Genomic DNA, 26,508 nt, shown 5'->3' on the forward strand with positions numbered 1-26,508 from the left:
AGCGCCGGGCTTTCGTATTCAGAAGATGTCGAGTGGGTAATCCGCGATCAAGCGGAACTCATTGACCGACCCGCCCGTCGAGGCAGCGCCACGGTGCCATGCCTGACGAACGCGCAGGGACAGATCCTTTGCCGGCCCCTCCTGAACGACATACTTGGCCTCCAGGTTGGTTTCACGCTCTTTGTCATTATGATCGTAGGCATAACCTGTTACCGCACCCGCCTCGTCTCGGGATACGTAGGCACCGCCAGCGTCCGCATGAGTACCGTCAATGTCATAGCCATAGATGTAGCGGGCCATGAAGCTCAGACCTGGCACGCCATAGGACGTCATGTCCAGGTCGTAACGCGCCTGCCAGGACTTTTCATTCGGTGCGTTGAAGTCAGACCACTGGATCGAGTTAGCCAGGAAGATCGAGTCACCGCCGCCGCCTGCGCCATTGTTGCCGAAGCCTACATAATCAAAGGGCGTATCGCCGTGAATGCGCTGGTGCGCCAGCGTAAAGGTATGTGCGCCGAGGTTATAGGCCGCTGCCAGAGACCAGGCCGTGTTACTGATGGAGCCCGCCTCGGCACGCCCTTCATCATTGGTACGGTAGATGTTGAAGTCGAAGGTTAGCGACTGATCATCCTGCAGGGGCAGCGCATAATTGACGTTACCGTAGTATTGACGCCACAGGTCCTGGAATTCCGAGCCATACAAGGAGACACTGAGGTTGTCATTGACCTGATAGGCGCCTCCCAGATAATCAACCTTGCTTGTCTCCACGCCAGCATAAGTAGCCCATAAGCCGCCATCGGTGCTGGTAGAGGTGGGCTCGGTACCCGCCGTGAAATGCCCCAGGTCCAGAGTCAGACCATCGATTTCCTTGCTAATGATGTTCAGACCACGTGCAGTCTGCGGCAATAGTCGGCTGCCACCTGCCGCGAACACCGGAGCCGTCGGCTGCATTTCGCCATACTTCAGAATGGTGTTGGAGATTCGTAGCTTTACCGCGCCGCCAGCCTTTGAATATTCATCCTGCGTTTCGCCGCTCGAGTTGACCTGGACATTGCCGCTGCCAGCATGGCCATTACCGCCGTCGAGTTTAAGCGCAAGATACCCGAAGGCATCTACTCCGAAGCCTACCGTTCCCTGGGTGAACCCCGATTCATAATTGGCGAGAAGACCATAGGACCAATCGCGAGGATCACGCTGGTTATGCGCGTTTTCGTGGTGGCCATCGCCTTTGACCTGGCGATTGAAGTACATGCTGCGATTCAGGAGCTGAAGATGGCTGTCTTCAATAAATCCATTGGAATCCGCTTGACCGGCGAAGGCCATTGTACTGCTGCAAGCCATTAACGAGAGGGTTAGCGTGCTCAGTCTGAAGGTCTTCATCAGGGGTGGCTCTCCTTAAAAATGGTGCACCGTAAAAATCGAGAGGTGCAAGATCTCATTGGCAGTCGAGATTCAATTCATTTGTCGTTTGTCTTTATGGTACGCATCGCTTTCCACGGCTCGGCAATTCAGCCAAAAGCCCGGTGCAGACGACGCGCTGCCCGCTCAGTGTGCCATTAAATTGCTTAGCAAACTAACCTTATAGGCACACCGGTACCGACCGAGATGTGCTGTCTTAGCAGAGATAAACGGGACAGTTAAAGCCGAACCCGCTGAATGAACGGGTTAAATCCTCCTCACTACGCCCAAACGGTCACATTTTGCAAAAGCGAAACTGATGGAGCACAAACCAGCTGTCGGCCAAGCGATTTTGTAAGCGCCAAGGCTTGCTGAAAGGCGGACCCACGTCTGTCTGGCGTCTCGAGTCAGAGCCTGCCCCTCTTGCTTTTCCAAAATAGTGATGCCAGACACCCATAACTGGAAATGCGCATGCTGACAAGCCTTGCCGTAAGGTAGCAATTACACATATGGTTACAAACGCGTGACTCAAAAGAGCCTGATATTTGTAACCAGATACGTCAGGGCCGATTATTCCAACATCGAGTGTGTACCCATGGCGAACAACTCCAAAGGCAAAGCCATCTTCCGGGTTGTCAGCGGCAACTTCCTGGAAATGTACGATTTCATGGTGTATGGCTTCTATGCCACCGCCATTGCCAAAACCTTCTTCCCCGGCGACAACCCCCTCGCCTCGCTCATGCTGTCCCTGGCAACCTTCGGAGCGGGCTTTTTGATGCGTCCTCTAGGCGCCATCTTTCTAGGGGCTTATATCGACCGTCATGGCCGTCGCAAGGGATTAGTCATCACATTGGCCCTGATGGCCACCGGAACCTTGCTGATTGCACTGGTGCCCGGCTATGCCACGCTGGGCGTGCTTGCGCCCATCCTCGTCTTGCTGGGCCGTCTTTTGCAGGGTTTCTCGGCGGGTGTCGAACTGGGTGGTGTATCCGTTTATCTGGCCGAGATTGCAACGCCCGGCCGCCGCGGCTTCTTTGTCAGCTGGCAGTCAGCCAGCCAACAGGTAGCAGTGGTCTTTGCCGGCCTGCTGGGCGTCATGCTCAATCGTTTGCTGTCTCCAGAAGACATGGGTGACTGGGGCTGGCGTATTCCCTTCCTGATTGGCTGCCTGATCGTACCCGTGCTGTTCATCATTCGCCGTTCGCTGGAGGAGTCGCCCGAGTTCCAGGCGCGCCACCACCGTCCGACTCTGGGCGAAGTAATCCGCTCCATTGGCAGCAACTTCGGTCTGATCATCGCCGGGATGGCCATGGTCTCGATGACCACAGCATCCTTCTACCTGATCACCGCCTATACCCCGACCTTTGGCAAGACCGAACTGCACCTGAGCGACATCGACAGTTTGCTGGTCACCATGTGCGTAGGAGTTTCGAACTTCATCTGGTTACCTGTGATGGGTTCGCTATCGGACCGGATCGGACGTCGCCCCTTGCTGATCGCAGCAACGGTTCTGGCTATCTTTACCGCCTACCCTGCGCTGATCTGGTTAACGAACGAACCCTCGTTCACCCGTTTGCTGCTGGTCGAGCTATGGCTGTCCTTCCTGTATGGCAGCTATAACGGCGCGATGGTCGTGGCCCTGGCTGAGGTCATGCCGGCTGACGTACGGACTACAGGCTTTTCGTTGGCCTACAGTCTGGCCACGGCGACCTTTGGCGGCTTCACCCCGGTCATCTGTACCTGGCTGATCCATACGCTGGATAACCGTGCCGCACCGGGCATCTGGCTGACGTTGGCGGCCGTACTTGGCCTGACGGCTACGCTCGTTCTGTTTCGCCGCAAGGATCTGCAGAGCGCGGGTCAGCAGGCACTGAGCTCGCAGTAACCCTCCCTGGCAGGGCATGAAACGCCATACCGCTTCATGCCCTGCACGCGCTACCCTGCGCTTGTCTGCCACTGAAATTCTTTGATTCAGTGTGTGCACCATCCCTTGAATCGCGGGTCGAAGGCCACATTAAAAGGCTGATTATTCAGCATCAATGACCCGACGCCACGATTCCATCATGCCAGCCCGCAAAATACTGCATGATGGACACTCAGGTTGAATCTGATGTCCATGAGGTACGCGTCTGGCGACCTCGCTCTTCTTACGAGGATAAGCAATGCCTGCATCTGTTATTGCCGAGCTTTTACAACAGCATGAACGCGAGTTGTTAGAGGAATGGATCACTGCGCAACGCTCAGCAGGTATTCGTACCGATCTGATTGATGAAGAAACGGTCAAGAGCAACTCCAGAGAAATGCTCAAGCTATTGACCGTTGCGGCTGCCGAAGGCCTGGATGATCTTCATCATGACCAATGGACCCCGGTCAAAGCCATGCTGGATCGTCTGTCTCGCAGCCAGAGCCGGCAGGGATTCTCACCGTCTGAAACGGCAACTTTTGTCTTCTCGCTGAAAGAGCCTCTTTTTGCACGGATTCAAGCGCAGTGCGCCAATCCCGTAGAAGTGGTATGGATTGCCAGCAAATTACTGGACAAGCTCGGCCTGTACTGTGTTGAAAGCCACATGGAAAGCCGGGAGGCGATTATTCGCGAGCAGCAGGAAAGCATGCTGGAGCTGTCGACCCCTGTCGTTGAACTCTGGAAAGGCATCCTGGCCATTCCCCTAATCGGCTCGCTCGACAGCAACCGTACCCAGATCGTGATGGAAGCCCTGCTAGAAAAGATCGTCCAGACCGAGTCCGACCTTGCCATTATCGATATTACCGGCGTGCCTACTGTGGACACCATGGTCGCCCAGCATTTGCTCAAGACAGTGACCGCCGCCAAGCTGATGGGCGCCAAGTGCATCATCAGTGGTATTCGTCCGCAAATCGCCGCCACCATCGTCCATCTGGGCGTAGAGCTCGGTGACGTCGTGACCAAAGCCTCGCTGGCCGATGCATTCCAGATGGCTCTGAAAGAGCTCAACGTTCGTCTCGTTTCTGCTACGGCACGCTAAGGAGCCGCCATGGTAGACAAGATCCCTATTCTCAAAATGGGCAAATACCTGCTCTTGTCCATCCAGGTCGACATGCACGACCAACTGGCCCTGGACCTGCAGGAAGATTTGACCAATCAAATCGTCAAGCACCGAGCCAAGGGCGTGCTGATCGATATCTCTTCCCTGGAGATCGTCGACTCGTTCATTGGCCGCATGCTGTCCCACATTGCCAATGTCTCTCGCATCCTTGACGCCAAGGTCATCGTCGTGGGCATGCAACCTGCCGTCGCAATCACGCTCGTCGAATTAGGCCTGTCACTCGACGGCATTGCCACGGCATTGAATGTAGAAAAAGGGATGGCCCGTCTGGAACAGATGGTCGCGGATGATGAACTCCTGGAGCTAGAGCGTGGCGAAGAAAGACATACTTCCGCTGAAGCAGGAGACTGACATTGTCCTCATCCGGCAGCGTGTACGCCAATCTGCCGAGACAGCCAAGCTGGGGCTTGTCTCACAGACCAAGATCGTTACGGCCGCAAGCGAGATTGCCCGTAATGCTCTGATTTACGGCGGCGGCGGCGAATGCGTGATCGAGGATACGATGCGTAACGGCCGCAGCGCCGTTCACCTGGTCATCACCGACCAGGGTAAGGGAATCGATGACATCAGCAAGGCCATGGTGGACGGCTATACCTCAGGCAATGGTCTGGGCCTGGGCCTGAGCGGTGCCAAGCGGCTGGTGGATGAATTCGCAATCGAAAGTGCACCCGGCCAGGGTACACGTGTGGAGTTGTGGAAGTGGCGTTGACCCCATTGTATTGCAGCCAGACATTCTCGGTTTCCGATGTTGCTCACGTGGATGCTGCGCGCCGGGCGGTCATCCGTCATGCCCGCGAACTGACCGATGACGAAGAAGTACTGGGCAAGCTGACCCTTGTTGTCCAGGAGCTGGCACGCAATCTGGTCAACCATGCCGGCGAAGGCGAGTTGTACCTGAGCCATAATAACCATGAGCTGGACCTGATCGCAGTCGATAGCGGTCCAGGCATGGTCAACGTGGCGCAGTGCCTGAGCGACAACTATTCCACCAAGGGTACGATGGGAGCCGGACTGGGGGCGATCCGGCGTATGTCTGATCGCTTCGACATCTACTCGCAGCCGGGCAAGGGCACTATTGTATTTTCCCGAACGCAATTGGCGCCCTCGCCTCTAGGCAAGCAGTTTGAAGACGGTGTGTTGTGCACCCCGCATCCGCGGGAGGAAGTGTGTGGCGACAGCTGGGCTGTGCTGAACAACCGGATTATGGTGTGTGACGGGCTTGGGCATGGCATACAGGCCAGAGAAGCCAGTGCTAAGGCTCGGGATATATTTCTCAACCACCCCACCGGCCTTCCCCTGACCGAGCTGATGGAGCGCATGCACCGTGCCCTGACAAGTACACGTGGTGCAGCCCTGGCCTTTGCTGAAATTCTACCGGAACAAGGCACCGTCAATTTCTGTGGTGTTGGCAACATTGCCGGCACCCTGATGGCAGATCGGCCGCGAAGCATGGTCTCGGCCAACGGTACTGTTGGCTACAAGATAGGCCGCGTACAATCCTTTTCCTATCCCTGGGATGACTCTACCGTGCTGGTCATGAATTCGGATGGTATCAATTCCCGGGTCAACCTTGCAGGGTATACCGGCCTGCTAGGCAAGCATCCCGCCATTATCGCCGCCCTGATTCATCGTGATTTCAAGCGTTCAACGGATGACGCCACGGCGCTGGTAGTACGTCATGTCTAATGATCGCCTGATTTCTAGCCTGCGCATCGAAAGCGAACAGGACATCGTCTGGTGTCGCCAACGTGCCAAGCAGCTTGCCGATTGGATTGGGCTACCCAGGCTCGACCAGATTCGCGTTGCCACCACGGTTTCTGAGTTGGCACGCAATATCTACCAATACGCCAGGCAGGGTCGATTCAGCTTTTACATGATGACCACTGCCGAAGGACGCCTGAACGGCCTGCGCTTTGAAGCGCAGGACAATGGTGCAGGCATCCAGAATCTGGACGATATCCTTAATGGCAGCTACGTGTCCCAGACCGGCATGGGTGTGGGCTTGCGGGGCGCCCAGCGCCTGATGGATGATTTCCAGATTGACACCTCTTCGAGCGGTACCCGCATCCGCGCCGCCAAATACCTGTCCGTACCCAAGCCCTTTCCCAGCGAGGCGGAGCTGAGTCGGCTGCTGCATCAGCTCACCGACAAGAGTGCGCTGGACCCTTACAAGGAAATGCAGCTCCAGAGCGAAGACCTGCTGGTGACCACCTCGGAACTGCGCGCCAAGCAGCAGGAACTGGAGGACACCAACAAGGAGCTGGAGGAAACCAACAAGGGGGTTGTGGCCCTGTACTCCGAGCTGGAAAAGACCGCTCAGGAGCTGCAGGATGCCAGCGAAGCCAAGAGTCGTTTTTTCTCCAACATGACCCATGAGTTCCGGACGCCGATCAATATTATCGAGAACATCTCGAAGCTCCTGATCTCCGGTCAGGACGGACCACTGAATGGAGAACAGTACCGTCAGGTCAAATTCATCAGTGATGCTGCTGCCGAACTCTCAACCCTGGTCAATGAGCTGCTGGATCTGGCTGAAGTGCAGTCCGGTCGAATGAAAGTCATGGCTGAACCGTTCAGCCTGAATGAACTTCTGGAGCGAATCGAAGCCTTTGCCGCCGCGCTTTCGTTCCGCTACGAGAATGTCAGCTACCGGCTCGACCGCCTGCCGGAAGACGTCATTCTGAATACGGACCGGGAGCGTCTGTTCCAGATCCTGCGCAACCTGATTTCCAATGCCTTCAAGTACACGCCCAAGGGTAGCGTGACGATTCGCTGTTTTCGCCCGGACGACCAGCAGATCGAATTCATGGTGGCCGACACCGGAATCGGCATTTCCGAAGAAAACCAGAAAAAGGTATTCGACGAGTTCTACCGCATCAAATCACCGGGTCGCAAGAACATCGAAGGAACAGGACTGGGCTTGTCCCTGGCGCAGAAGGTGGCCACCCTGCTCAAAGGCGAAATTGATCTGACCAGCCAGGAGGGCGTGGGCAGCAAGTTTTACCTGCGCATCCCGATAGCGCTGGAGGAAAACGCCTCCACGCTCGAGCAGAACGCCCTCGCCGGCATGACGATCCTGCTGATTGACGACAGCGAAGCCGATCGCTATATCGTTACCCGCGCCCTGGAAAGCTACGCCCCGATCATGATTGAGGCTGACAGCGCTAAGGCCAGCATGGACAAGCTCAATGCCGTGCGACCGGATATCATCTTCCTTGACCTCGATCTGCCGGATATCAGCGGTGAAGAGCTGTTGGAGAGCATGGACTGGTCCATGCACCGTCGCGTCCTGGTCAACACAGCCAAGGCTCTGAACAATGAAGAGCTGGCCCGTCTCAGACCCTATTGCCATGCCATTCTGCAAAAATCCCAACCTGGGTATCTTGAGCAGTTGCTCTGTCAGGTACAGAGTTTGTCCAGGAGCTTGAGAAATGAGTGACCGTAAGCGCATCGTCATCATTGATGATACGGATGCGAACCGTTATGTGCTGCGGAAGATTCTGCTGTCCCAGCCTGACTTCGATATTCTCGAGGCCGGAAGCGGCAGTGCTGGCCTCGAGCTGATCAACGAGCAGACCAGCCTGGTGATCATTGATATCAACCTACCAGACATGAGCGGCTTCGAACTGATTCAGGCTATTGAAAAGAAGCTGGACCAGGACAAGATGCCGGCCATCATCAACATCTCGGCCACGTTCGTCAGCGGCAAGGACAAGGCCATGGGGCTCAACCAGGGCGCCCAGGCCTATCTGACCCACCCGATCAACCGGGACGAAGTCCTGGCTACCATTTCGTCCCTGCTCAAATCAAGCACTCGTCTGGCGAGCATCGAAAACCAGCGCAACGTCGCCATTGCCCGCAGTGAAAACCTGGAGGCCGAAAAGATCATGCTGGAGCGCTTCATGCGTTCGCTGAACCATGACCTTCGCTCCCCGCTGACTGCCGCGACCATGGTAGCCAGCCTCATGCGTCGCACGCCTGCCCGACGCACCGATGACATGCTGAAGCTGCTCGAGGAAAACCTGCAGCGTATGAATCAGATGATCACTAACGTGCTGGATATCTCCCACACCAGCCTGGGCGGTGGGGTCAAACTGCACGGTGAAAAGCTGAGCCTTAGTACGCTGCTTGGCGAGGCGATCAGTAACCTGCGGATTCAGGTACAGAACGAGATCACGCTCACCCTTGAGTCACCTGAACAGCACGTCTATTGGGACAAGCACGCCTTGCTGCGCATCATCGACAATCTGGTCATCAATGCCGCCAAGCATGGCACGCCTGATACGCGGATCGACGTCAGCCAGATGATGTCTGCCGAGCGTATTGTCTTGTGCGTTCGCAACCAGGGCCGGATGCCTGACGAGGTATTGGTCAACCTGGCAACGCCTTATTTCATTTCCACCCGCAGCGATGATCGCGGCTGGGGGTTGGGCCTTCCCATCGTTAAAGCGCTGTGTGAAAGCTTTGGCGGCCATGCCGAATTCAAAAATATTGACGACCACGTCGTGGTGGAAGTCCACCTTCCCTCTACGGTACCCCCCACCTGATTGCCGCTCTGCCTCTCAAGGAGCCCTGCCGGTGGGCTCCGTAGCATCAGGCGATCACGTCCAAAGCTCGCTCAAGATGCTCATGCAAATAGGGACTGTGCTCAATGCATTTGTCGATAAGAAACTCCGAGCACAGGTCCTGTAGCGACTGCCTGGACGCCGCATATTCTTCCAGCGCCCGCGCGGCACTCCAGTCCTGACCGGCATAAACCAGCGCCAGCAGCTCAACCAGTTGTTCGTGGGTAAGACCGGATATCGCCTCCCGCAAGCGCTGTTCGGCCAGTGTTTCACCGATCAGTGAGCCTGTGGCGGATTCGCCTCCCAATCCCAAGCCTCCCCCTAGCCCGGTACCAAACCCGTCATGGGTAAGTTGGGTACAGGTTGCCAATGCCGCGATAGCTTTTATCTGCTCGCGGCTGAGATATTCGAGTCGCTGCGTCATATCCTTTCTCCTGCTCGATGCACTATTGGACCTCTCCGGATACCCATGGTGCAACGGCGCTTGAACCCAAAACCTGATCTGGATCAGGTTAGCTACATCACTTGATCCCCAATCGCTTGGCCAGGCGGCTCAGGTTGGCACGGTCAACGGCCAGTTCACGGGCTACATCCGCCCACCGATGGTGATGCCGCTCGAGCGATGCTTCAATCAATTGCTTCTGATAAGTATCTACCGCTTCGCGCAAGGGAAGACTAACAGGCAGGTCGGGCCTTTCAACAGCGGGCGTTATGTCTGCAATGGGTGCTGCAGCGGGCAGATCCAGCGAGCGGCTGTCGATACTCAGGATACGTGGCCGCTCGCCGTAGCTCGACAGCGCCTTGAGTGCGGCGCGACTGATCAGGTGCTCCAGCTCGCGCACATTCCCAGGCCAGTCATAGGTCAATAATGACTTCTGCGCCTCAGGACTCAGGCGCAGGCTACGCAATCCTAATCGCGCCCTGTTCTCCTCAAGAAAGTAGCCGGCCAGGAGCAGTACATCACGTCCACGCTCGCGCAAGGCGGGCACCTTCAGGGGGTACACACTCAAACGGTGATAGAGATCCGCCCTGAAACAGCCGGCTTTTACCTCTTCGGCCAGATCGCGGTTGGTGGCCGCAATGACCCGAACATCGACATGATGCTCACGATCCGAGCCTACCCGCTGTAGCTGACCACTCTGTAGAACCCGGAGCAATTTGGCTTGAGCCGCCAAAGGCATTTCACCCACTTCATCCAGAAACAGCGTCCCGCCATTGGCCAGATCGAACTTGCCGCTGCGCTCGCTGATCGCTCCGGAAAAGGCGCCACGCACATGCCCGAACAACTCGCTTTCGACCAGGGTTTCCGGCAGCGCCGCACAATTGATGCTGATCAAGGGCCGGCGTGCACGGGCAGACTGCGCGTGAATGGCTTCGGCTACCAGCTCCTTGCCAACACCGGTCTCTCCCGTCACCAATACGGTCAGGTCGCTATCCCCTACGAGAGCGATCTGCTGCAGGAGCTGCTTGTGTGCAGCACTCTGCCCGATCAGCTCACGGGTTCGCACCTGCCCTGCTGCCTGCTTGTAGAGTTCGGCCAACTGGCTTTCATCGGCCACGCGTCGCGTCAAAGCATTGATCCGCTCGGCTGCTGTTACGGTAGCCGAAGCCAGACTGGCAAAGGCTTGCAGCATGTCCAGATCCACAGTGCCGAAGCGCGCTTCGTCCAAGGCATCGAGTGTCAGCAAGCCCCAGACCTGATCCTGCACATACAACGGGCAGCCCAGGCAGTCATGGACTTCAAGGGCCTCATGGCCCTCAACCAGACCGTCATAGGGATCGGGCAAGTCGCAGTCTGCTGCAAAGCGGGTCGGCCCTCGGTGTTCGATCAGCACCTTGAGCCGCGGGTGCTCACTGATGCGAAAGCGCCGCCCCAACGTATCAGGGCTGAGCCCCTGTACGGCTAGTGGTATCAGTTGATCGCCATCCAGCCTGAGCAAGGCAACGGCATCGCAGGGCAGCAACTCCCGAAGTGCCAGCAATAATTTGCGATAGCGCTCTTGCTCCGGCAGCTCTCGGGACAGGTCGGCGACCAGGGGAATCAGTGCAGACAACAACGGAGCCGTGGTCATTATGACCTCTCATAGAGTCATTTTGACAAACGCATTAAGCAGTCAAAATGACTCGAATCTAGATAACCTATTGATTTTAAAAGCCCTCGCTATTGGCACGCCTCGTGTATTACTCAGGTAAAGCCAACGCAGGAGCTGAACCATGTTAACCGCTCAACAACGCACAATCATCAAGTCCACCGTTCCGCTGCTGGAAACCGGAGGTGAGATACTGACGACTCACTTCTACAAGATGATGCTCAACGAGTACCCGCAGGTCCGCCCCTTGTTCAACCAGGCGCATCAGGCCAGTGGCGCCCAGCCTCGTGCCCTAGCCAATGGCGTACTCATGTATGCCCGTCATATCGACCAGCTGGAGGCACTCGGCCCGCTGGTGGCTCAGATCGTCAACAAGCATGTCGCCTTGCAGATTCTGCCGGAACATTATCCCATCGTAGGGACCTGCCTGCTGCGGGCTATTCGCGAGGTATTGGGCCAGGAAATCGCTACTGACGAAGTGATCGATGCCTGGGCCGCAGCCTACGGTCAGCTGGCCGATATCCTGATTGGCGCCGAGGAAGATCTGTACGCCACTCATGAGGCAGCCCCCGGCGGCTGGCGTGGCGGTCGCTGGTTTCGTGTTGCCCGCAAGGTGGCAGAGAGTGACGAGATCACGTCCTTTTACCTGGTACCCGAGGACGGCGGTGCCCTGCTGGACTTTCAACCGGGCCAATACATTGGCATGCGCCTGAATCTGGAGGGTGAAGAGGTACGCCGTAATTACTCGTTATCGGCACGCGCCAACGGTCGCGAATACCGCATCAGCGTTAAGCGCGAGGCCGATGGCCGTGTTTCCAATTACCTGCACGATCAGGTAAACGAAGGGGATCGTCTTGAGCTTTTCCCACCGGCAGGCGAGTTTACGCTCAGGCCATCTGACAAGCCTCTGGTCTTCATTACCGCTGGTGTCGGCATCACTCCGGCACTCACCATGCTGGAAGCGGCACTCGAAACCCGTCGTCCTATTACCTTTATCCACTGCGCCGGCGACGCAGGCGTCCAAGCCTTTCGCCCGTGGCTCGAAGCGCAGAAGGCAAAGCATCCTCAGCTACGCTGCTACTTCTGCTACAGCCATCCGCGCCCCGAGGATCGGGGCGATGCAAACGGACTTTTAACACATACACTACTGGAGCAGTGGCTACCCGAGAATCGTGACCTGGATGCCTACTTCCTGGGTCCAAAGCCCTTCATGGCCCTGATCAAGCGTGAGCTGAAAGCGCTGGGTGTACCTGAAGCGCAAAGTCATTATGAATTCTTTGGACCAGCAGCCTCCTTAGAGGCCTGACTCAGGAGGCGGGTCTTAACGGCCCGCCTTTTAACTCACTTTTATTGAACGAAAGACTCATTATTATTTATTAGATCGATCCCAATGGGCTCGCTAGGATAAAGAGGCTATTACCTGCGTGCCTATAAAAGCCTCTAATAATCGTGAAAAAAACACTGCGTTCCTTGCTGCCCTGGTTCAAGCGTTTCAAACCTGTTGCCGTCAAAGCCCCGCCCCGTGAACTGGTCCGTGCCACGCTTGGCGCCTGCCTGGGTATGGTAGCCAGCGTTCTGGCGTGTACTCACTTCTACGGACTCGAGATTGCGCTGCGAATTGCAGCCCCTATCGGTGCATCAGCCCTGCTGCTGTTTGCTGTCTCGTCCAGTCCTCTGGCGCAACCCTGGTCGATTATCGGCGGCAACGTAGTGGCTGCTGGAATTGGTGCACTGGTTGGCCAGTGGATCGACCATACCCTGCTGGCCGCCGCGGTGGCGATGGCGCTGACCATCGTGACCATGTTCAGCCTGCGTTGCCTCCATCCACCGGGCATCGCAGTGGTCGTGGCAGTCAGCTTGGGCGGGCCGGCTTTTCAACAACTCGGTCTGTACATCATGCTGCCGGTGGCGCTCTGTTCGCTAATCGTTCTGGCAGGCGCCCTGATCTACAACAACCTGACTCGCTTGCCTTACCCGAAAGCTCCGGCGCCAGCCGCCAATCCGCATAACACCCGGGACCCGCTCCCTTCGCAGCGTGCGGGATTTACGACGGCAGATCTTGAGCTTGCCATGAAGGAGTTTGGTGGCGTTGTCGACATCACTCGAGACGACCTTGAGTCCCTGGTCCGTCAGACCGAGCGCCACGCCTTGAGTCGTAGCATGGGCGCCATCACCGCCGCTCAGATCATGTCGCGGGACCTACAGATCGCCCATCCTGACACGCGGCTACAGGATGCCTGGAATCTGCTGGAATCTCATCACTTGAAAGCGCTGCCGATTCTTGATGAGGCAAAGCATCTGGTGGGCATCGTGACCCTAGCCGACCTGTTCAAGGCCATCGAGCCGGGCTCGCCGAACGCGCAGGGTAATCCAGGCGATATCCCGCTTGAGCGCTTTATGACACGCCATGTGCAATGTGTGCGGGATACCACCCATATCGTGGAGCTGGTGTCACTGCTTTCAGACAAGGGCCTGCATTACCTGCCTGTCCTGGATGAGCCGGGCAACCTGGTCGGCATCATCAGCCAGACCGACCTGATCGCTGCGCTCTACCAACGCTGGTTGAAGAACGTACTGACGCACCGTGAGGCGGCCAATCAGCGCGCCTCCGAGGAAAGCGCCGCCTGATTCAGAGGGCGCATGGTTAAGGCCATGTGTCCTCCCGGCCTTACCCCTCCCAACGCTGGGACCAGTCTGCGTCTTCACCGATCACGTCTCGCAGCAACTGGATCGCATCCTGAAGCACGGGCGTTTCCTTGTCCCGCGAGTACACCAGATACGTGGGATAAGTAAACTCCGGTGCTCGTTCTACCCGCTGCAGAATGCCGTTATCCAGATAGCTCTGGACGACGCGCGTCCTGAAATATCCTGCACCTCCATTCTGTACAAGGTACTGCAAGGCCAGAGGCCCCAGACTGAAAGAAAGCGCCGCTTTCGCCTTTTCGGGCATGGCTGCGTCGTGCTGCTTGCGAAAGGCCTCGCCCCAATCAATGTAGATGTAGGGCTCAGGTTGAGCTACTGAGCAGACCTGAATCAACTTTTCCTCCAGCACCTGCTCGACCTGCATTCCTGGCCAGTATTCCGGCTGATAGACCAGTGCCGCATCCAGCACGCCTTGCTCTACCTGCTGTTGCAGACGACTGCTGTCGGCAATCTCAGCCCGTACCGCGTAGCCGGGCAATGCCTCCCGCAAACGCTTTACCCAATTGAGGATCAATGGATTGCTCAGGCTGACCTCCCCGCCTACCGTGAGCAGATTGCGAAACCCCTCCGGCAGCGGCAGGTCACGCCGCGCAGCGTCCCATGTCTGTACCAGCTGACTGGCATATCCGGCAAACACCTGACCATCTGCCGTCAGCCTGGCACCCGCCCGGTTACGCACAAACAGCCGGCACTGAAGCTGCGCTTCCAGATTCTGTACCCGCGCCGTGACCGCGGTTTGCGTCACATGCAGCCGTTCCGCCGCAGCCAGAAAGCTTCCAGTCCGGGCAATTTCAAGAAAGGTACGGGCCAGTTCAAGATCCATGGGTATCCGATTATCGATAAGCGAGCCGTCAGTGTAGCCATGAACTCAGGCTGTATGCAGTTCTGCTTCGCGCGAGGAGGACTCCTGGCGGAACACCGAAGGCGACACTCCGGCCAGCCGCTTGAAGAACCGAGTGAAATACGCCGGTTCGGAAAAGCCCAGCAGATCCGCAATCTGGTTGACCGTAAGGCCCGTGTAGATCAGGTTTCGCTTGGCCTCAAGCAACAGCCGTTGATGGATGACGCCCAGTGAGGTCTGTCCGCGCAGCCGCCTGCAAAGCCCATTGAGATAGGCTGGTGTGATACCCAACGCCTTGGCATACGCCTCGATAGGCCAGTGATTGCTGTAATTCGCCTCTACCAGCTGGGAAAACGCAGTCAGGTAGGACTGACCCCGCTCGGGCCGCTCCTGGGCGTCGCGCACCATCACCTGCCGCCCCAACCATACCGCCAACACCCCAACCAGCGATTGCAGGAGCAGGTCCCGCGCCGGCGCCGAGGAGCTGTACTCATTATTGATCGCGGCAAACAGCGTGTGGATGTAACGCCGCTCTCGTCCGACCTGATAAAGCGCAGGCTGGCTGAAGGTCTGGGTCTGCCCGCCCAGATGCTCCTGCAGCCGGGAAACCAGGGGCATCGCCAGGGTAAGAATAAAACCGTCGATGTCCTCCGAGAACCGAAATCCGTGGATGCAAAAGGCAGGCACCACCTGGATGGCGGCATCATCGATCCGGGTCTGCTGCCCATCCACATTAAGCTCGGCCCATCCCTTTCGCACATAGAGCAGTTGCACCAGATCGGCATGCCGGTGCAACTGAATCTCCCAATCGTGCAGGCTGCTGCGCTTGGGAATGGACTCGCAGTGCAGCAGGTCCGGTGTAGGCCATTCCAATGGGTCGCCATAGAGCATGAACACCGGAATATTCGGCACGGGCGGTTTCATGGTGGACCTCATTCTTATGCAAGGGTGTTTATAAAAGTCCAGAACTTCCTACGTAAAGTGCCTTCTCGACCGGCAATGATCAACCAAAAATACAGGCGACGCAGATAAGAACGCACGCTGGCCACCCCTTCGCCGGACGTGACGACACAATAAGCGAGAGACCATAACAATGAAGACACAAGTCGCCATCATCGGCGCCGGTCCATCCGGCCTTCTCCTGGGTCAGCTGCTGCACAACGCTGGCATCGACACCGTTATCCTCGAACGTCAGAGTCCTGATTACGTGCTGGGCCGCATTCGTGCCGGCGTCCTCGAACAAGGCATGGTCGACCTCTTGCGCGAGGCTGGCGTCAGCGAGCGTATGGATCGGGAAGGCTTGGTCCACGATGGATTCGAGCTGGCGTTCGAAGGTCGCCAAGAGCGTATCGACCTCAAGACGCTTTCCGATGGCAAGACGGTCATGATCTACGGCCAGACCGAAGTCACCCGAGATCTGATGGAGGCACGTAAGGCCAGTGGTGCGCTTAGTGTCTACGAAGCCAGCAACGTACAGCTTCACGAGCTGAAAGGCGAAAAGCCCTATGTGACCTTTGAAAAGAATGGCGAAACCGTACGCCTGGACTGTGACCATATCGCCGGGTGCGATGGCTATCATGGCATCTCGCGACAGTCGATTCCGGCAGACGCGCTCAAGACGTTCGAACGGGTGTATCCCTTCGGCTGGCTGGGCGTCCTGGCCGACACCCCACCGGTGAACGAAGAGCTGATCTATGCCAACCATGAGCGCGGCTTTGCCCTATGCAGCATGCGCTCCAAGACGCGTACCCGCTATTACGTGCAGGTTTCCGCTGACGAGAAGGTCGAGGACTGGTCCGACGAACGCTTTTGGGATGAACTCAAACGACGCCTGCCGGCCGAAACCGCTGCCAGACTTGTTACCGGCCCCTCTATCGAGAAAAGCATCGCGCCTCTGCGCAGCTTTGTGGTCGAGCCCATGCAGTATGGTCATCTCTTCCTTGTCGGCGATGCGGCGCATATCGTTCCACCCACAGGGGCCAAGGGGCTGAATCTGGCGGCCAGCGATGTCTGCACCCTGTACCGGATTTTGACCAAGGTCTATCACGACGCCCGTACGGATCTCCTACAACGCTATTCGGAGGTCTGTTTGCGCCGCGTCTGGAAAGCCGAGCGTTTTTCCTGGTGGATGACTTCCCTGCTCCATCGCTTTCCTGATACCGATGACTTTGGCCGCCGCATCCAGCAGACCGAGCTGGATTATTTCCTGGGTTCTGAGGCCGGTAGAAAAACCATTGCCGAAAACTATGTCGGTCTGCCTTATGAACCCATCGAATAAGGCGACGGCAGCCAAGCTCTGGTAATCTGGCCGTCTTGACCCACGCCCGTAAAGCGCATCCACTCGGCTGCGTTTTACGCTGCACGCCAGGACTGTCCATGCCCAGCACCTACCTAGAACAATTACCTCAGGAAATTCAGGCCAACGTCCGCACTGCGCTGGCTGAAGATGTAGGAACCGGCGACATCACCGCCCAGCTCATCCCTGCCGACTGCACCGCCAGGGCTACTGTCATTACCCGCGAAGACGCCACCCTCTGCGGCACCGCCTGGGTCGATGAGGTGTTCCGCCAGATCGATTCCACCGTAAAGGTTGAATGGCAGGTTCGGGACGGGGAACGGGTCATGGCCGACAAGATTCTTTTTACTCTGTCAGGCCCCGCCCGCTCCCTACTGACGGGCGAGCGGACAGCGCTCAACTTCCTGCAACTGCTGTCAGGCACAGCGACTCGCTGCAGTTACTACGCAGACTTGGTCAGCGGTACTCAGGTCCGCCTGCTGGATACGCGCAAGACCCTACCCGGCCTGCGGCTGGCACAAAAGTATGCCGTTACCTGTGGTGGCTGTCATAATCACCGCACTGGTCTGTACGATGCCTTTCTTATCAAGGAAAACCATATTGCGGCCTGCGGCGGTATTGCCCAGGCGGTCGAGACGGCGCGTCGTATCGCCCCCGGCAAGCCGGTTGAAGTAGAGGTCGAGAACCTCGCTGAGTTGGAGCAGGTCCTGGCCACAGGCGCTGAAATCGTCATGCTCGACAATTTCTCGCTTGAGGATATGCGCGAGGCCGTAAGAATCAATGCGGGCCGCACCAAGCTGGAGGCGTCGGGCGGCATCAATGACACGACCATTCGCCCAATCGCCGAAACCGGTGTCGACTATATTTCAATAGGCACGCTGACCAAAGACGTCAAGGCACTGGATCTTTCCATGCGCCTGGCGCTTTGATCATATGCCTCCTGTTGTTCACTGCAGGCCGGTTCGCTGGCCCGCAGGCTTTATCAAGGAACCTTTGTGAGCCATCGCTACCTTGTCATCGATAGCAGCGCCTTCACCAGCCCACAGCTGGAAGCCTACCTGTCCGCGCGTCCCAAGAACCGTGTCATCATTTCCGACAGCACGGCCGTACAGCTCTTTCAACCCAAGCAATGGGTAACGGCCCGCAACGGATTGTTCAAGCAGTACAAGGATCGCATCTTCTTTTCAGATTCCAGCGGGCCAATTCTTCAGGCCGAGCTAGAAGGACGCAAACCCAGCATCCTCGCCGCACCGTTGACGCGAGCCTTTAACGCGACGATTGCCGCCGAAGGCGAAGAAGAAGCCCGGCAATTGGCATACATCCACAAGAACCTGCTGGATATCGAAGACGAATACCTGGCCAACCGCAAGGTATTTCTCAACACACTTATTACCCATATGAGCAAGGCGCTGCAGGATAATCCTGCCGTTACTCAGGACCGTGAGGCAGCCATTCACCTAGCAGCCGCTACGGCTCAACGTGGTCTCGCCAAAGGGTTCTCTCCAAGCCTGCTTGACGCGCCCTACAGTGTGTTTCTCAAGGCCTACCCTCTGGCAGCCCGCTATGTTGCCCTGCTTGCCTCGCTGCTGGTCGAGCATATCCAGGCAACCGGTACGGCTGCCAAGGTGAACGCAACGGCCATTATCGAAACCTTTACGCAGCGGGATAATGTGCTGATTGCCAGCCTGTTCGACGGCCTGTTGAGTACGGATGAGAATACTAACACTGCCTTCGCCGCGCTCAAGCAGACCCTTGCAGTGCTCAGCAAGGTGGGCGCCCAATCCGTGCATTAACGTCTGGAATGCCCTTGGAATCGGTGGCTTCTGCAGCAGCGGCAGAGGCCACTGATAAATTGATCAAGCTCACACTTTAGAACTTTAGCCGTAAACGCTTCAAACCCTCTTCGCTGGTCCGCCTCGCGCTTCCTGTGCGTTTTTCGTCCACGAAAATATCTGTCCCGAACATCATTCATAGCTCCGGTTAATCGTTGACTCATCGTCACTTAGCCGCGCCAATTATTTTTATAAGTGCCTTCGCCATATTTTTGACAGCCCTGAATCAATCATTCCAAATAGCCATTATTGCGACCAATCGCCGCTCTATGACGGCCTTTTCACTGCCATTTCGTTCCTCAAGCCAAACGCTAAGCCGTCGATACGCCAAGCACAACGACAGCATGCGCCACAGAAATCACCTCGGCGCTTAAACGACTGTCACGGCTTATCCAGCGCAACACAGCAGCTGGTAATTGATTTATTCAATATTGGGGAAACTTTCATGAACCGCTTTGAATCCATCGCACGACTCAGACGCCTCTTCCGTGGTGCAGTACAGGGGCTGCTGCTCTCTGCTTCTGTAGCTACCTTGTCCACTACAGCCCAGGCGGATGATTTAAGCGTCGGTCTGGTTGGCTTGAACATGTCGGGCGCAGGGTTTGCGGCCCATGTTCTACCCGGCCTCAACAACCGCAACTACATTTTCCCTACGGAAACCCATTTCAAGGATTGGAGCGAGAGAGGCGTTCGCCTGATCCGCTTTCCTATCATCTGGGAGCGTCTACAGCCCAAGCTCTACAGCATGCTTGACCCGGACTATGTAGGGCTGATCCAGCAGACCATGAACTATGCACAGAAATACAATGTGCGCGTCATTCTAGACCTGCATAACTATGCGCGTTATCGCGGTGAGCTGATCGGTACAAAGAACGTGCCGTATGCGGCCTACCACGACGTGATGTACCGCATCGCCTTTCGTTGGGCCAAGCACCCTGCCCTCTACGCCTACGACATCATGAATGAACCCAACGGTGCGCTCGATTACTGGCCGACCGCAGCACAGCACGGCATCAATGGCGTGCGTACGGTGGACAAGGTCAAGCCCATCATTGTCGAAGGCAATGGTTGGGCGGAGGCAACCCGCTGGGCGCAATGGAACGATTCGCTGCTCAATCTGAAAGACCCGTCCGACAATCTGATTTTCTCGGCGCACACCTATTTCGATAACAACTCCGGTGGCACCTACGAGACCGTGGACGTCAGCACACTGGACCCCATGTATGGTGTGGCGCGTGTGAAGCCTTTCGTAGAGTGGCTGAAAAAGCATGGCAAGAAGGGTTATATCGGCGAGTTTGGCGTCCCGGACAATGATCCTCGCTGGCTGGTACTGATGGACAACATGTTGGCCTATCTCAGACAGAACTGTATTCCGGCTACCTATTGGGCGGCAGGTCCTGGCTGGGGTAACTACAACCTGGCGGTTGAGCCCGTGAATGGACAGGAACGCCCGCAATGGCCGACGCTCAAGAAATACCTGAGCACACCTAGTCAGTGCATACAAATAGGCCCGAATTGATCGGACCTATGGAAATGGGGCCTGCTTGAGGCCCCATTGGCTTACTTGGGCATCGTTTTCGAGGTCACGTACTTGCTCAGGACTTCATTATCATCCAGCGCATGAACATCGGAGGCGACCCACAATTTACGCTCGATCCCCTGGGCAATCAGATGCGCGACAGCCGCCTCGATAGCCGACAGCACACAAAGCTGAGCCGGCTCGTTGGTGGTATAGCCAGACTCTGCCTCTAGTAGCTTCTTGAACTCGACGAACTTGTAGACATCCGCCGAGCGACCAATCGAGAAGATGGTCTTGGATGTCATCACGTTCGCCAATACCTGTCCGCCACGTACATCGATGGCGCGCAGATTGACCGTCACCTGATCGACCCGGTATTCCTGGGACGCACCGATTCCCAGGTAGCGAGCGCCTTCGCCGCCGCTGCGAATATTGGTGTCGTAGGCAACGATGCCACCCTCCAGCAAGATGTTGGCTGCCTGCAGTGAAGGGAGCGGCTGCTGAATGTTTTGTGGCGTGTTGGGCTTGCTCTGGGTCGCCCGGATGATCTTGCGCTCGGTCAGAATGTTCTGCAAACCCTCACGCTCCAGCACCACGAACCAGCCGCTGGCCTGGAGTGCATCGACCAACATGCTGGCGCCACCCTGGGTGACGGCGGTAGAGAACGAACTGGCCGGGCTGGGCTTGTACTGGCCGGTCTGGTCACGGAACCCATAGACGGCCGCAACAAGCTTGCCTCGCGGCGCCGGCAGATTCAGCAGATCGTAATAGGTAGAAGCCCGTGGGGTCAGTGTAGGTTGGGCATTTTGTTCGGCGGGCATGGGGTCACGCACAGAACATCCCTGCATCAGCATCGCGCACAGCAACGCTGACGACATCATGAGTCGTTTCATAATGGCTATTCCTGGTTTAGCGTGCTGCTTAGTAAGTCGTTCCGGCCAATCCGTTTACGGCAATCTCAGAGACCTCGCCTGTCACCCGATCCGTAATATGGATGACCAGCTGCCCTGTTTCGTCATTGAGAATATTGACGATGAAATCATCGGTAGTGACGCTGCCTGCCTTGCCGTTGCGGGCGTTGGTCAATACCTGCGAAAGCAGGCTCGACTGCAACTGACTGGTAAAGCGTTGGATGGCCGACATGCCGCTGCTGGAAGACTTGGCATCCGGATCATCATAGTCATTCTGGGCCTGCGCGTTACCAAGCAGATACGAGCCGTTCAACGGGCTGCCGCCAAAAGCAGGGTTCTTGGGGGTATAGACCAGTTCAGTGGCCTGGAGCGACGAGACGGAACCTAGCAATAGCAGCCCTAGCATCGTTGCTGAATGTACGTTCTTATTCTTCATAGCTCGTCTCTGTCCATGTCGAAGGTGTCATATAAAAGATTTTCCAGTTTTTGTTTAGCGACTGTGTCCTTGACCATGTCCGCCGCTGCGTAGGCTGTGCCTTTGAGCTCCGCGACATTGGGTTGGATGAACTGCCGGTAAACCACTCGCTGGTCATGCTCCACCCAGACCAAACTTCCCCAACGCGCAGAAGGCCTCTCGCGTACTACCAAGTTGAAATCCAGTTGGCTGGTATCGACCAACCGATCGCTGAAATAGCGATAAAAGTCGTGACCGAAGCGGGAGATCGTGTTGTCGACGATAAAGCCCTGGATATTCTCCTCATCATCGGCAGCCTGTGCCGACATCAGCATCATCATCCCCAGCAGTCCGACGCCCCAGCGCTTCATTGCGTTAATGTCCTTTACTCTTTTCGTAGAACTTCAGCGCGGCCTCTGCACGATTGGAGGCGCCAATCTTGCGAAGCAGGTTATGAATATGGCTCTTGATGGTGTGTGTACTCAGGCAGAGCTGATGGGCAATTTCCGCGTTTGAATAACCCTTGCCAACCAGGCTCAGGATCTCACGCTCGCGCCCGGTCAGGTCCACCGCCTCCTCTTCCAGTGTCTGCATCCGCCGATAGCGCTCGATCAGACGCTCCATGACATCACGTGGCAACCAGTCCCGTCCCATCAGCAGGGCCTGTATGCCATTGAGCAAAAGCTCTCGGGAGGTATGGGTGTAGAAGATTCCCTTGATCTCGGGATGCTTTTCGATGAGCTGCTGCGCCTGCTCATCCGAGGTATTGACCAGCGCAACCGGTGCCTGACCAATCAACTGATCCAGCACAGCCGAGCACTGCTCGAATGCGACACTACCGACATCAAGCAGCCACAGAGATGCCCTGGCCTTTTCCAATCCATTGAAGTCACCCACGCATAACTCGAATTCCGTCTGCTGATTGAGAAAGTGCTGGAACAACTGTCCCAACAACTGATTCTTGGTCAGTAGTTTGACGGTAAGCGGCGGGCGGCCTGTTGCCATAATGGCGTCTGCTGAACTCAACTTTAAGCCTCGGTTATTCTTAATGTCGGTAGGCTATCCAACGATCTTGCGATCACAAACAAAAAAGCCCCTGAAACCATTTCGCCTCAAACAAATGAGAAATTAAACACAGCGATACATTGAGATTCTTTTGGCATCACTCCCTGATGACGGTTGAATATTCAGCAGGCTGGATTGAAACAACAGAATTCTCAAGAACCAACGTGAACACTTTATGAAACAGGACTGTATTCACGTAACGAGATACATCAGGAAAAGACTTCTCTTTCCAACTTAGGTAATAGATCACCTGCTGCACCAATCAACGTCCAGTCATCGGAATGTGCTCCTGAAACCGGCTGCGGATTGATATGAACGACCGCGGCATTGGCATCACGCGCAATATGAGGCATCTGAGCGGCCGGGTAGACCACACCGGATGTACCGACGGAAAACAGGACATCACACTGGGCTGCCGCATCAAATGCCTGCTGCAAGGCCTGTACCGGTAACGACTCGCCAAACCAGACGACGCCCGGCCTTATAGAACCATTACACCTGGAACAGCGTGGCGGTTCGACACGACGACCTTGATCTGGTTCAACCGGTATTTCACGCTCGAACGAATAGCCGGTGCCGCAGGCAAAACAGCGCGGCTGATGCAGGCTGCCATGCAGGTGCAGTACATCGCCACTCCCGGCACGCTCGTGCAGATCATCGACATTCTGGGTAACGACGGTAGCGCGTGGAAAGTGCTGGGCCAGACGGGCAATGGCAAGATGGGCCGGATTGGGCTGAGCATTCAGCACCTTCATACGACGCCATTCGTACCATCCCCAGACGAGGGCCGGATCCGCCTCAAAGGCTTCGGGGGTTGCCAGTTCGGTGGCATCGAACGTTGCCCAGAGTCCGGTCTGTGCATCTCGAAAGGTGGGAATGCCGCTTTCGGCCGATACGCCTGCACCGGTAAAGAACACCACGTGCTGTGCATCGCGAATACAGTGTTTCAGCGCTTCATCTATCGCCAGGGACGTAGAGGATGGGGTTTGGCTCATAACATCTGTTCCAATCTTTCCATGAGTGGGCCGATCCTGCTTTTATAAAGAGGCCTTTCCGGTCTTTTTTCACCAAAGGTCCTATTGGTGAATAAAACGTTCTTGTCTGAATATGAAATGCTTATCCAGTTGTAGCCAATTAATATGAATTTGCCAGTTGAAACGTAACCAGTTTTTGCGGCAGGCGCTACCTTTTTAATGGGAAGTGCATGCCAGAGCACTTGTGTAAATACGCTACACAATTGCTCAAAGTTCTCATTTTTCTTTTACCAACAGATACCTTATCGTTTTCAAACTCGACCGACGGTGCCGCCACTCATCGTATTTCGACAAGAGCGGGTTCACTCGCTGCGCTACATGCCGATAATCCGGAAGTTCCCTTCGAGCGAGAGTATTTTTCTCTTGCTGACGTTTCGCCTCACCGGAATCGCCATGAAGAAATCCTTTTTTAGTAAGCATCGTTTCACTGTTATTCCCGCGCTGGCCTTGGCTGCAGTAATTGCTGGCAGTATCGGTTATTGGAGCCTGACGTCTGGTCAGGCAACTGTCAGCACAGCAGCCCCCGGCTCGGTTCAAGCGATGCTTGATACGGTCCGCACGGCACCACAACCGTGGACAGACCATCCGCAGGACTTGTCCGTTCTGGTCAACGACATGCGCAGCAACGCCATTGCAGGTGCTGTGATTGGCGAAAAAGCGGTGTATATCACTACCACGGCCAATGCTCACTACACGGTAGCCGATCCTTCTGGCCGGGTCGGCGATCTGGTTTTGCGTGACTACTCGAACCGTGGCGAGACCTTGTTCCCGGTTGCGACCTTTGCCGAATCGGCTGAGCGCAGTCCGGTCATGGAAAGCCTGTTGGCCAACCTGCCCACCTATCTGCTGCTGCTTCTGCTGGCCGTACCGCTGGCGTTCCGCGCTATGAGCCCGTTCAAGATCCAGCGCAAGGGAACGAATGTTTCCTTCGAGGATGTCGTTGGGGCCCATGAAGCCAAGCGTGCACTGGAGGACATCACTACTTGCCTGCGTAACCCTGCCGCCTTCTCGGCACTGGGCGCACGCCCGCCAAAGGGTGTCTTGCTGACTGGTGAGCCGGGCACAGGAAAAACCCAGCTGGCCAAAGCACTGGCTACGGAATGCAACGCGCATTTCATCCAGGTGACGGGCAGTGATTTCTCCTCGATGTTCTTTGGAGTGGGCATTCAGAAAGTGAAGTCCCTGTTCCGTACGGCACGCAAGAAGGCTCCGTGCATCATCTTCATCGACGAAATCGATGGTATTGGCAAGCGTGCCGAGCAGTCCCGCTCAAGCGACGCGGAAGCTAACCGCATCATCAACCAGTTCCTGACCGAGATGGACGGCTTCGATGGCTCTAGCGGCGTGCTTGTCCTGGGTGCGACCAACTTTGCCAACTCGCTAGACCCGGCACTGGTGCGTGAAGGCCGCTTCGACCGGACCATTGCGGTCGGCCTGCCAACCCTGGAGGACCGTATCGAGCTGTTCCGCCTGTACGCCAAGAAAATTCAGGTGCAGGGCGATCTGGACTTCGAGGCCCTTTCCCGTAACACCGTTGGCCTGACACCTGCAGCCATTGCCTACATTGCCAACCATGCGGCGCTGCTGGCGGCACGTGAGAACTGCACTCAGGTCAGCATGAGCCACTTTGTGGATGCGATCGAGACCTGCCGTATCGGTGAGCAGCCTACTGCTGTCACGCCGCTGAGCGATACCGAGCGGACCCGTATTGCCGTACACGAAGCCGGCCATGCCCTGGTAGCAGCGGCGCTCAACACTGGACGTGTCGAGAAAGTGACCATCCTGCCCCGTGGTCAGGCCTTGGGTGTGACGCTGGTAACACCCGTGGAAGACAAGCGTCTGCATCTGGAATCTGAACTCAAGGCTCGTATCCAGATGTTGCTCGCCGGCCGCTGTGCCGAACAGATCTACTTCCATGAAGTATCTTCGGGCGCGGCCCAGGACCTTCAGGAAGCCTCCAAGCTGGCCCTGTCGATGGTGGGTTCATTGGGCATGGGACCGAAAGGCTCGCTGATCAGCATTCAGGCACTGCGTGATGCCGGCATTGAATACGATGCAAATACGTCCATCGAGGCCGCAGATGAGCTCCTGCATCGCCTGAACGATCAATGCATGGCCCTGTTGCAGCGCCTGCGTCCGGCCCTGGACAGCATTACCCAAGGCCTGCTCGAGCACGAGACGATCCCGGGCGAGGATGTCATGCAGGCTCTGGCTGCCCATGGCGGTAGCGAGGCAGTCAAGGCCCTCAATCGCGCCATCAAGGCCGATCCCGAGCGTGCCCAGAACGCAGCCATGAGCGGTTGGACGCTGGATTAATTTCCGCCGCAGCTCTCGCTGATCCCAAAAGCCCGTGGTGAACACCGCGGGCTTTTTTATTGGGAAAAATCTGCAATTTCTTACCGTAGAAAGCAAAACCGTCTGCCTTTCGGCGATAGTCTGAATTGACAAAGTAACAAGGGAACGTTACATAATATTTCCAGTTGTATGACGACGTATGACACAACAATCATAACAAATGGATATGTAGCGCTATGGCCCTCGCAGCGATTACACCTATTCGAAACCGTGTGGCACCGACTACTTATCGCGCAGAGGTAAACCCGCCTACTAGCGCGGTTGTAAACCTGTTGACAGGCCTACATCTGTCACGCTTGCTTGGCATCACCTGCAGGTCCGGCGTCAAATCAAAGACGTCATACATCCGCCTCTCGAATCCA

The 26,508-nt window shown here is 56.5% G+C and carries 24 protein-coding genes; 14 read left to right on the top strand and 10 right to left on the bottom strand.

Features of this window, described 5'->3' with window-relative positions:
* Positions 1-18: 18 nt before the first annotated feature.
* Positions 19-1,380 carry an OprD family porin gene (locus GM154_RS16460; RefSeq protein WP_219652812.1) on the bottom strand — a complete coding sequence of 454 codons (1,362 nt, stop codon included), beginning with the start codon at positions 1,378-1,380 and terminating at the stop codon, positions 19-21.
* 613 nt (positions 1,381-1,993) lie between these two features.
* Here GM154_RS16460 and GM154_RS16465 point away from each other — a divergent pair.
* The 7 genes from GM154_RS16465 to GM154_RS16495 all read left to right on the top strand — a co-directional run bounded on the left by GM154_RS16465 (position 1,994) and on the right by GM154_RS16495 (position 9,028).
* Complete coding sequence (locus GM154_RS16465) at positions 1,994-3,283, top strand: MFS transporter (protein ID WP_219652813.1); 1,290 nt, start codon at positions 1,994-1,996, stop codon at positions 3,281-3,283.
* Between the two features lie 277 nt (positions 3,284-3,560).
* Positions 3,561-4,400 (top strand): STAS domain-containing protein, encoded by an 840-nt coding sequence (locus GM154_RS16470; RefSeq protein ID WP_010797539.1) that lies wholly within the window; start codon positions 3,561-3,563, stop codon positions 4,398-4,400.
* A gap of 9 nt (positions 4,401-4,409) precedes the next feature.
* Positions 4,410-4,832: an STAS domain-containing protein gene (locus GM154_RS16475; protein WP_010797538.1), complete on the top strand. Its 423-nt coding sequence runs from the start codon at positions 4,410-4,412 to the stop codon at positions 4,830-4,832.
* On the top strand, positions 4,792-5,190 hold the full coding sequence (locus tag GM154_RS16480; RefSeq protein WP_010797537.1) for an anti-sigma regulatory factor: 399 nt from the start codon (positions 4,792-4,794) through the stop codon (positions 5,188-5,190). Before GM154_RS16475 ends, GM154_RS16480 begins: the two co-directional genes overlap by 41 nt.
* Complete coding sequence (locus GM154_RS16485; RefSeq protein ID WP_219652814.1) at positions 5,181-6,167, top strand: ATP-binding protein; 987 nt, start codon at positions 5,181-5,183, stop codon at positions 6,165-6,167. The genes GM154_RS16480 and GM154_RS16485 overlap by 10 nt, the downstream gene beginning before the upstream one ends.
* On the top strand, positions 6,160-7,920 hold the full coding sequence (locus GM154_RS16490) for an ATP-binding protein (RefSeq protein WP_219652815.1): 1,761 nt from the start codon (positions 6,160-6,162) through the stop codon (positions 7,918-7,920). The genes GM154_RS16485 and GM154_RS16490 overlap by 8 nt, the downstream gene beginning before the upstream one ends.
* Positions 7,913-9,028, top strand: a complete 1,116-nt coding sequence (locus tag GM154_RS16495) for a response regulator (RefSeq protein WP_219652816.1) — start codon at positions 7,913-7,915, stop codon at positions 9,026-9,028. Before GM154_RS16490 ends, GM154_RS16495 begins: the two co-directional genes overlap by 8 nt.
* A gap of 46 nt (positions 9,029-9,074) precedes the next feature.
* On the opposite strand, the gene GM154_RS16500 is transcribed toward GM154_RS16495, so the two are convergent.
* Together GM154_RS16500 and norR are read right to left on the bottom strand one after the other, a co-directional pair.
* Positions 9,075-9,470, bottom strand: coding sequence for a hypothetical protein (locus tag GM154_RS16500; RefSeq protein ID WP_219652817.1), 396 nt, complete (start codon positions 9,468-9,470; stop codon positions 9,075-9,077).
* A 97-nt stretch (positions 9,471-9,567) separates the two neighbouring features.
* A complete protein-coding gene (gene norR / locus GM154_RS16505) occupies positions 9,568-11,118 on the bottom strand; it encodes a nitric oxide reductase transcriptional regulator NorR (protein ID WP_219652818.1) in 1,551 nt (516 codons plus the stop codon).
* Between the two features lie 142 nt (positions 11,119-11,260).
* Between norR and hmpA the strand changes: the two genes are divergently transcribed.
* Both hmpA and GM154_RS16515 read left to right on the top strand, forming a co-directional pair.
* The gene (hmpA, locus tag GM154_RS16510) at positions 11,261-12,442 is read left to right on the top strand and encodes an NO-inducible flavohemoprotein (protein WP_219652819.1); all 1,182 of its coding nucleotides are present in this window, start codon (positions 11,261-11,263) and stop codon (positions 12,440-12,442) included.
* A 143-nt stretch (positions 12,443-12,585) separates the two neighbouring features.
* Complete coding sequence (locus tag GM154_RS16515) at positions 12,586-13,764, top strand: HPP family protein (RefSeq protein ID WP_219652820.1); 1,179 nt, start codon at positions 12,586-12,588, stop codon at positions 13,762-13,764.
* Between the two features lie 40 nt (positions 13,765-13,804).
* On the opposite strand, the gene GM154_RS16520 is transcribed toward GM154_RS16515, so the two are convergent.
* Positions 13,805-14,662, bottom strand: a complete 858-nt coding sequence (locus GM154_RS16520) for a LysR family transcriptional regulator (protein ID WP_010797529.1) — start codon at positions 14,660-14,662, stop codon at positions 13,805-13,807.
* Between the two features lie 45 nt (positions 14,663-14,707).
* A complete protein-coding gene (locus GM154_RS16525) occupies positions 14,708-15,604 on the bottom strand; it encodes a helix-turn-helix domain-containing protein (RefSeq protein ID WP_010797528.1) in 897 nt (298 codons plus the stop codon).
* 169 nt (positions 15,605-15,773) lie between these two features.
* Between GM154_RS16525 and pobA the strand changes: the two genes are divergently transcribed.
* The 4 genes from pobA to GM154_RS16545 all read left to right on the top strand — a co-directional run bounded on the left by pobA (position 15,774) and on the right by GM154_RS16545 (position 20,327).
* Complete coding sequence (pobA, locus tag GM154_RS16530) at positions 15,774-16,958, top strand: 4-hydroxybenzoate 3-monooxygenase (protein WP_219652821.1); 1,185 nt, start codon at positions 15,774-15,776, stop codon at positions 16,956-16,958.
* A gap of 98 nt (positions 16,959-17,056) precedes the next feature.
* Positions 17,057-17,905, top strand: coding sequence for a carboxylating nicotinate-nucleotide diphosphorylase (gene nadC, locus GM154_RS16535; protein ID WP_219652822.1), 849 nt, complete (start codon positions 17,057-17,059; stop codon positions 17,903-17,905).
* 66 nt (positions 17,906-17,971) lie between these two features.
* The gene (locus GM154_RS16540; RefSeq protein ID WP_219652823.1) at positions 17,972-18,769 is read left to right on the top strand and encodes a hypothetical protein; all 798 of its coding nucleotides are present in this window, start codon (positions 17,972-17,974) and stop codon (positions 18,767-18,769) included.
* Positions 18,770-19,253: 484 nt separating this feature from the next.
* Positions 19,254-20,327, top strand: coding sequence for a glycoside hydrolase family 5 protein (locus GM154_RS16545; protein WP_219652824.1), 1,074 nt, complete (start codon positions 19,254-19,256; stop codon positions 20,325-20,327).
* Positions 20,328-20,368: 41 nt separating this feature from the next.
* Here GM154_RS16545 and GM154_RS16550 read toward each other — a convergent pair whose 3' ends face one another.
* The 5 genes from GM154_RS16550 to GM154_RS16570 all read right to left on the bottom strand — a co-directional run bounded on the left by GM154_RS16550 (position 20,369) and on the right by GM154_RS16570 (position 23,752).
* Positions 20,369-21,220: a CsgG/HfaB family protein gene (locus GM154_RS16550; RefSeq protein ID WP_010797523.1), complete on the bottom strand. Its 852-nt coding sequence runs from the start codon at positions 21,218-21,220 to the stop codon at positions 20,369-20,371.
* Between the two features lie 28 nt (positions 21,221-21,248).
* Complete coding sequence (locus GM154_RS16555; RefSeq protein ID WP_125888757.1) at positions 21,249-21,674, bottom strand: curli assembly protein CsgF; 426 nt, start codon at positions 21,672-21,674, stop codon at positions 21,249-21,251.
* Positions 21,671-22,063, bottom strand: a complete 393-nt coding sequence (gene csgE / locus GM154_RS16560) for a curli production assembly/transport protein CsgE (RefSeq protein WP_019366624.1) — start codon at positions 22,061-22,063, stop codon at positions 21,671-21,673. The genes GM154_RS16555 and csgE overlap by 4 nt, the downstream gene beginning before the upstream one ends.
* Positions 22,064-22,067: 4 nt before the next feature.
* Entirely contained in the window at positions 22,068-22,697 is a 630-nt protein-coding gene (locus tag GM154_RS16565; RefSeq protein WP_019366625.1) for a helix-turn-helix transcriptional regulator, read from the bottom strand.
* 269 nt (positions 22,698-22,966) lie between these two features.
* Positions 22,967-23,752: an NAD-dependent deacylase gene (locus GM154_RS16570; RefSeq protein WP_219652825.1), complete on the bottom strand. Its 786-nt coding sequence runs from the start codon at positions 23,750-23,752 to the stop codon at positions 22,967-22,969.
* A 432-nt stretch (positions 23,753-24,184) separates the two neighbouring features.
* On the opposite strand from GM154_RS16570, the gene GM154_RS16575 reads away from it, so the two are divergent.
* A complete protein-coding gene (locus GM154_RS16575; protein WP_019366627.1) occupies positions 24,185-26,107 on the top strand; it encodes an AAA family ATPase in 1,923 nt (640 codons plus the stop codon).
* The last annotated feature ends 401 nt before the right edge of the window (positions 26,108-26,508 follow it).

The sequence above is a fragment of the Pseudomonas sp. MAG002Y genome, from assembly GCF_019400845.1.
Lineage (GTDB): Bacteria > Pseudomonadota > Gammaproteobacteria > Pseudomonadales > Pseudomonadaceae > Chryseomonas > Chryseomonas luteola.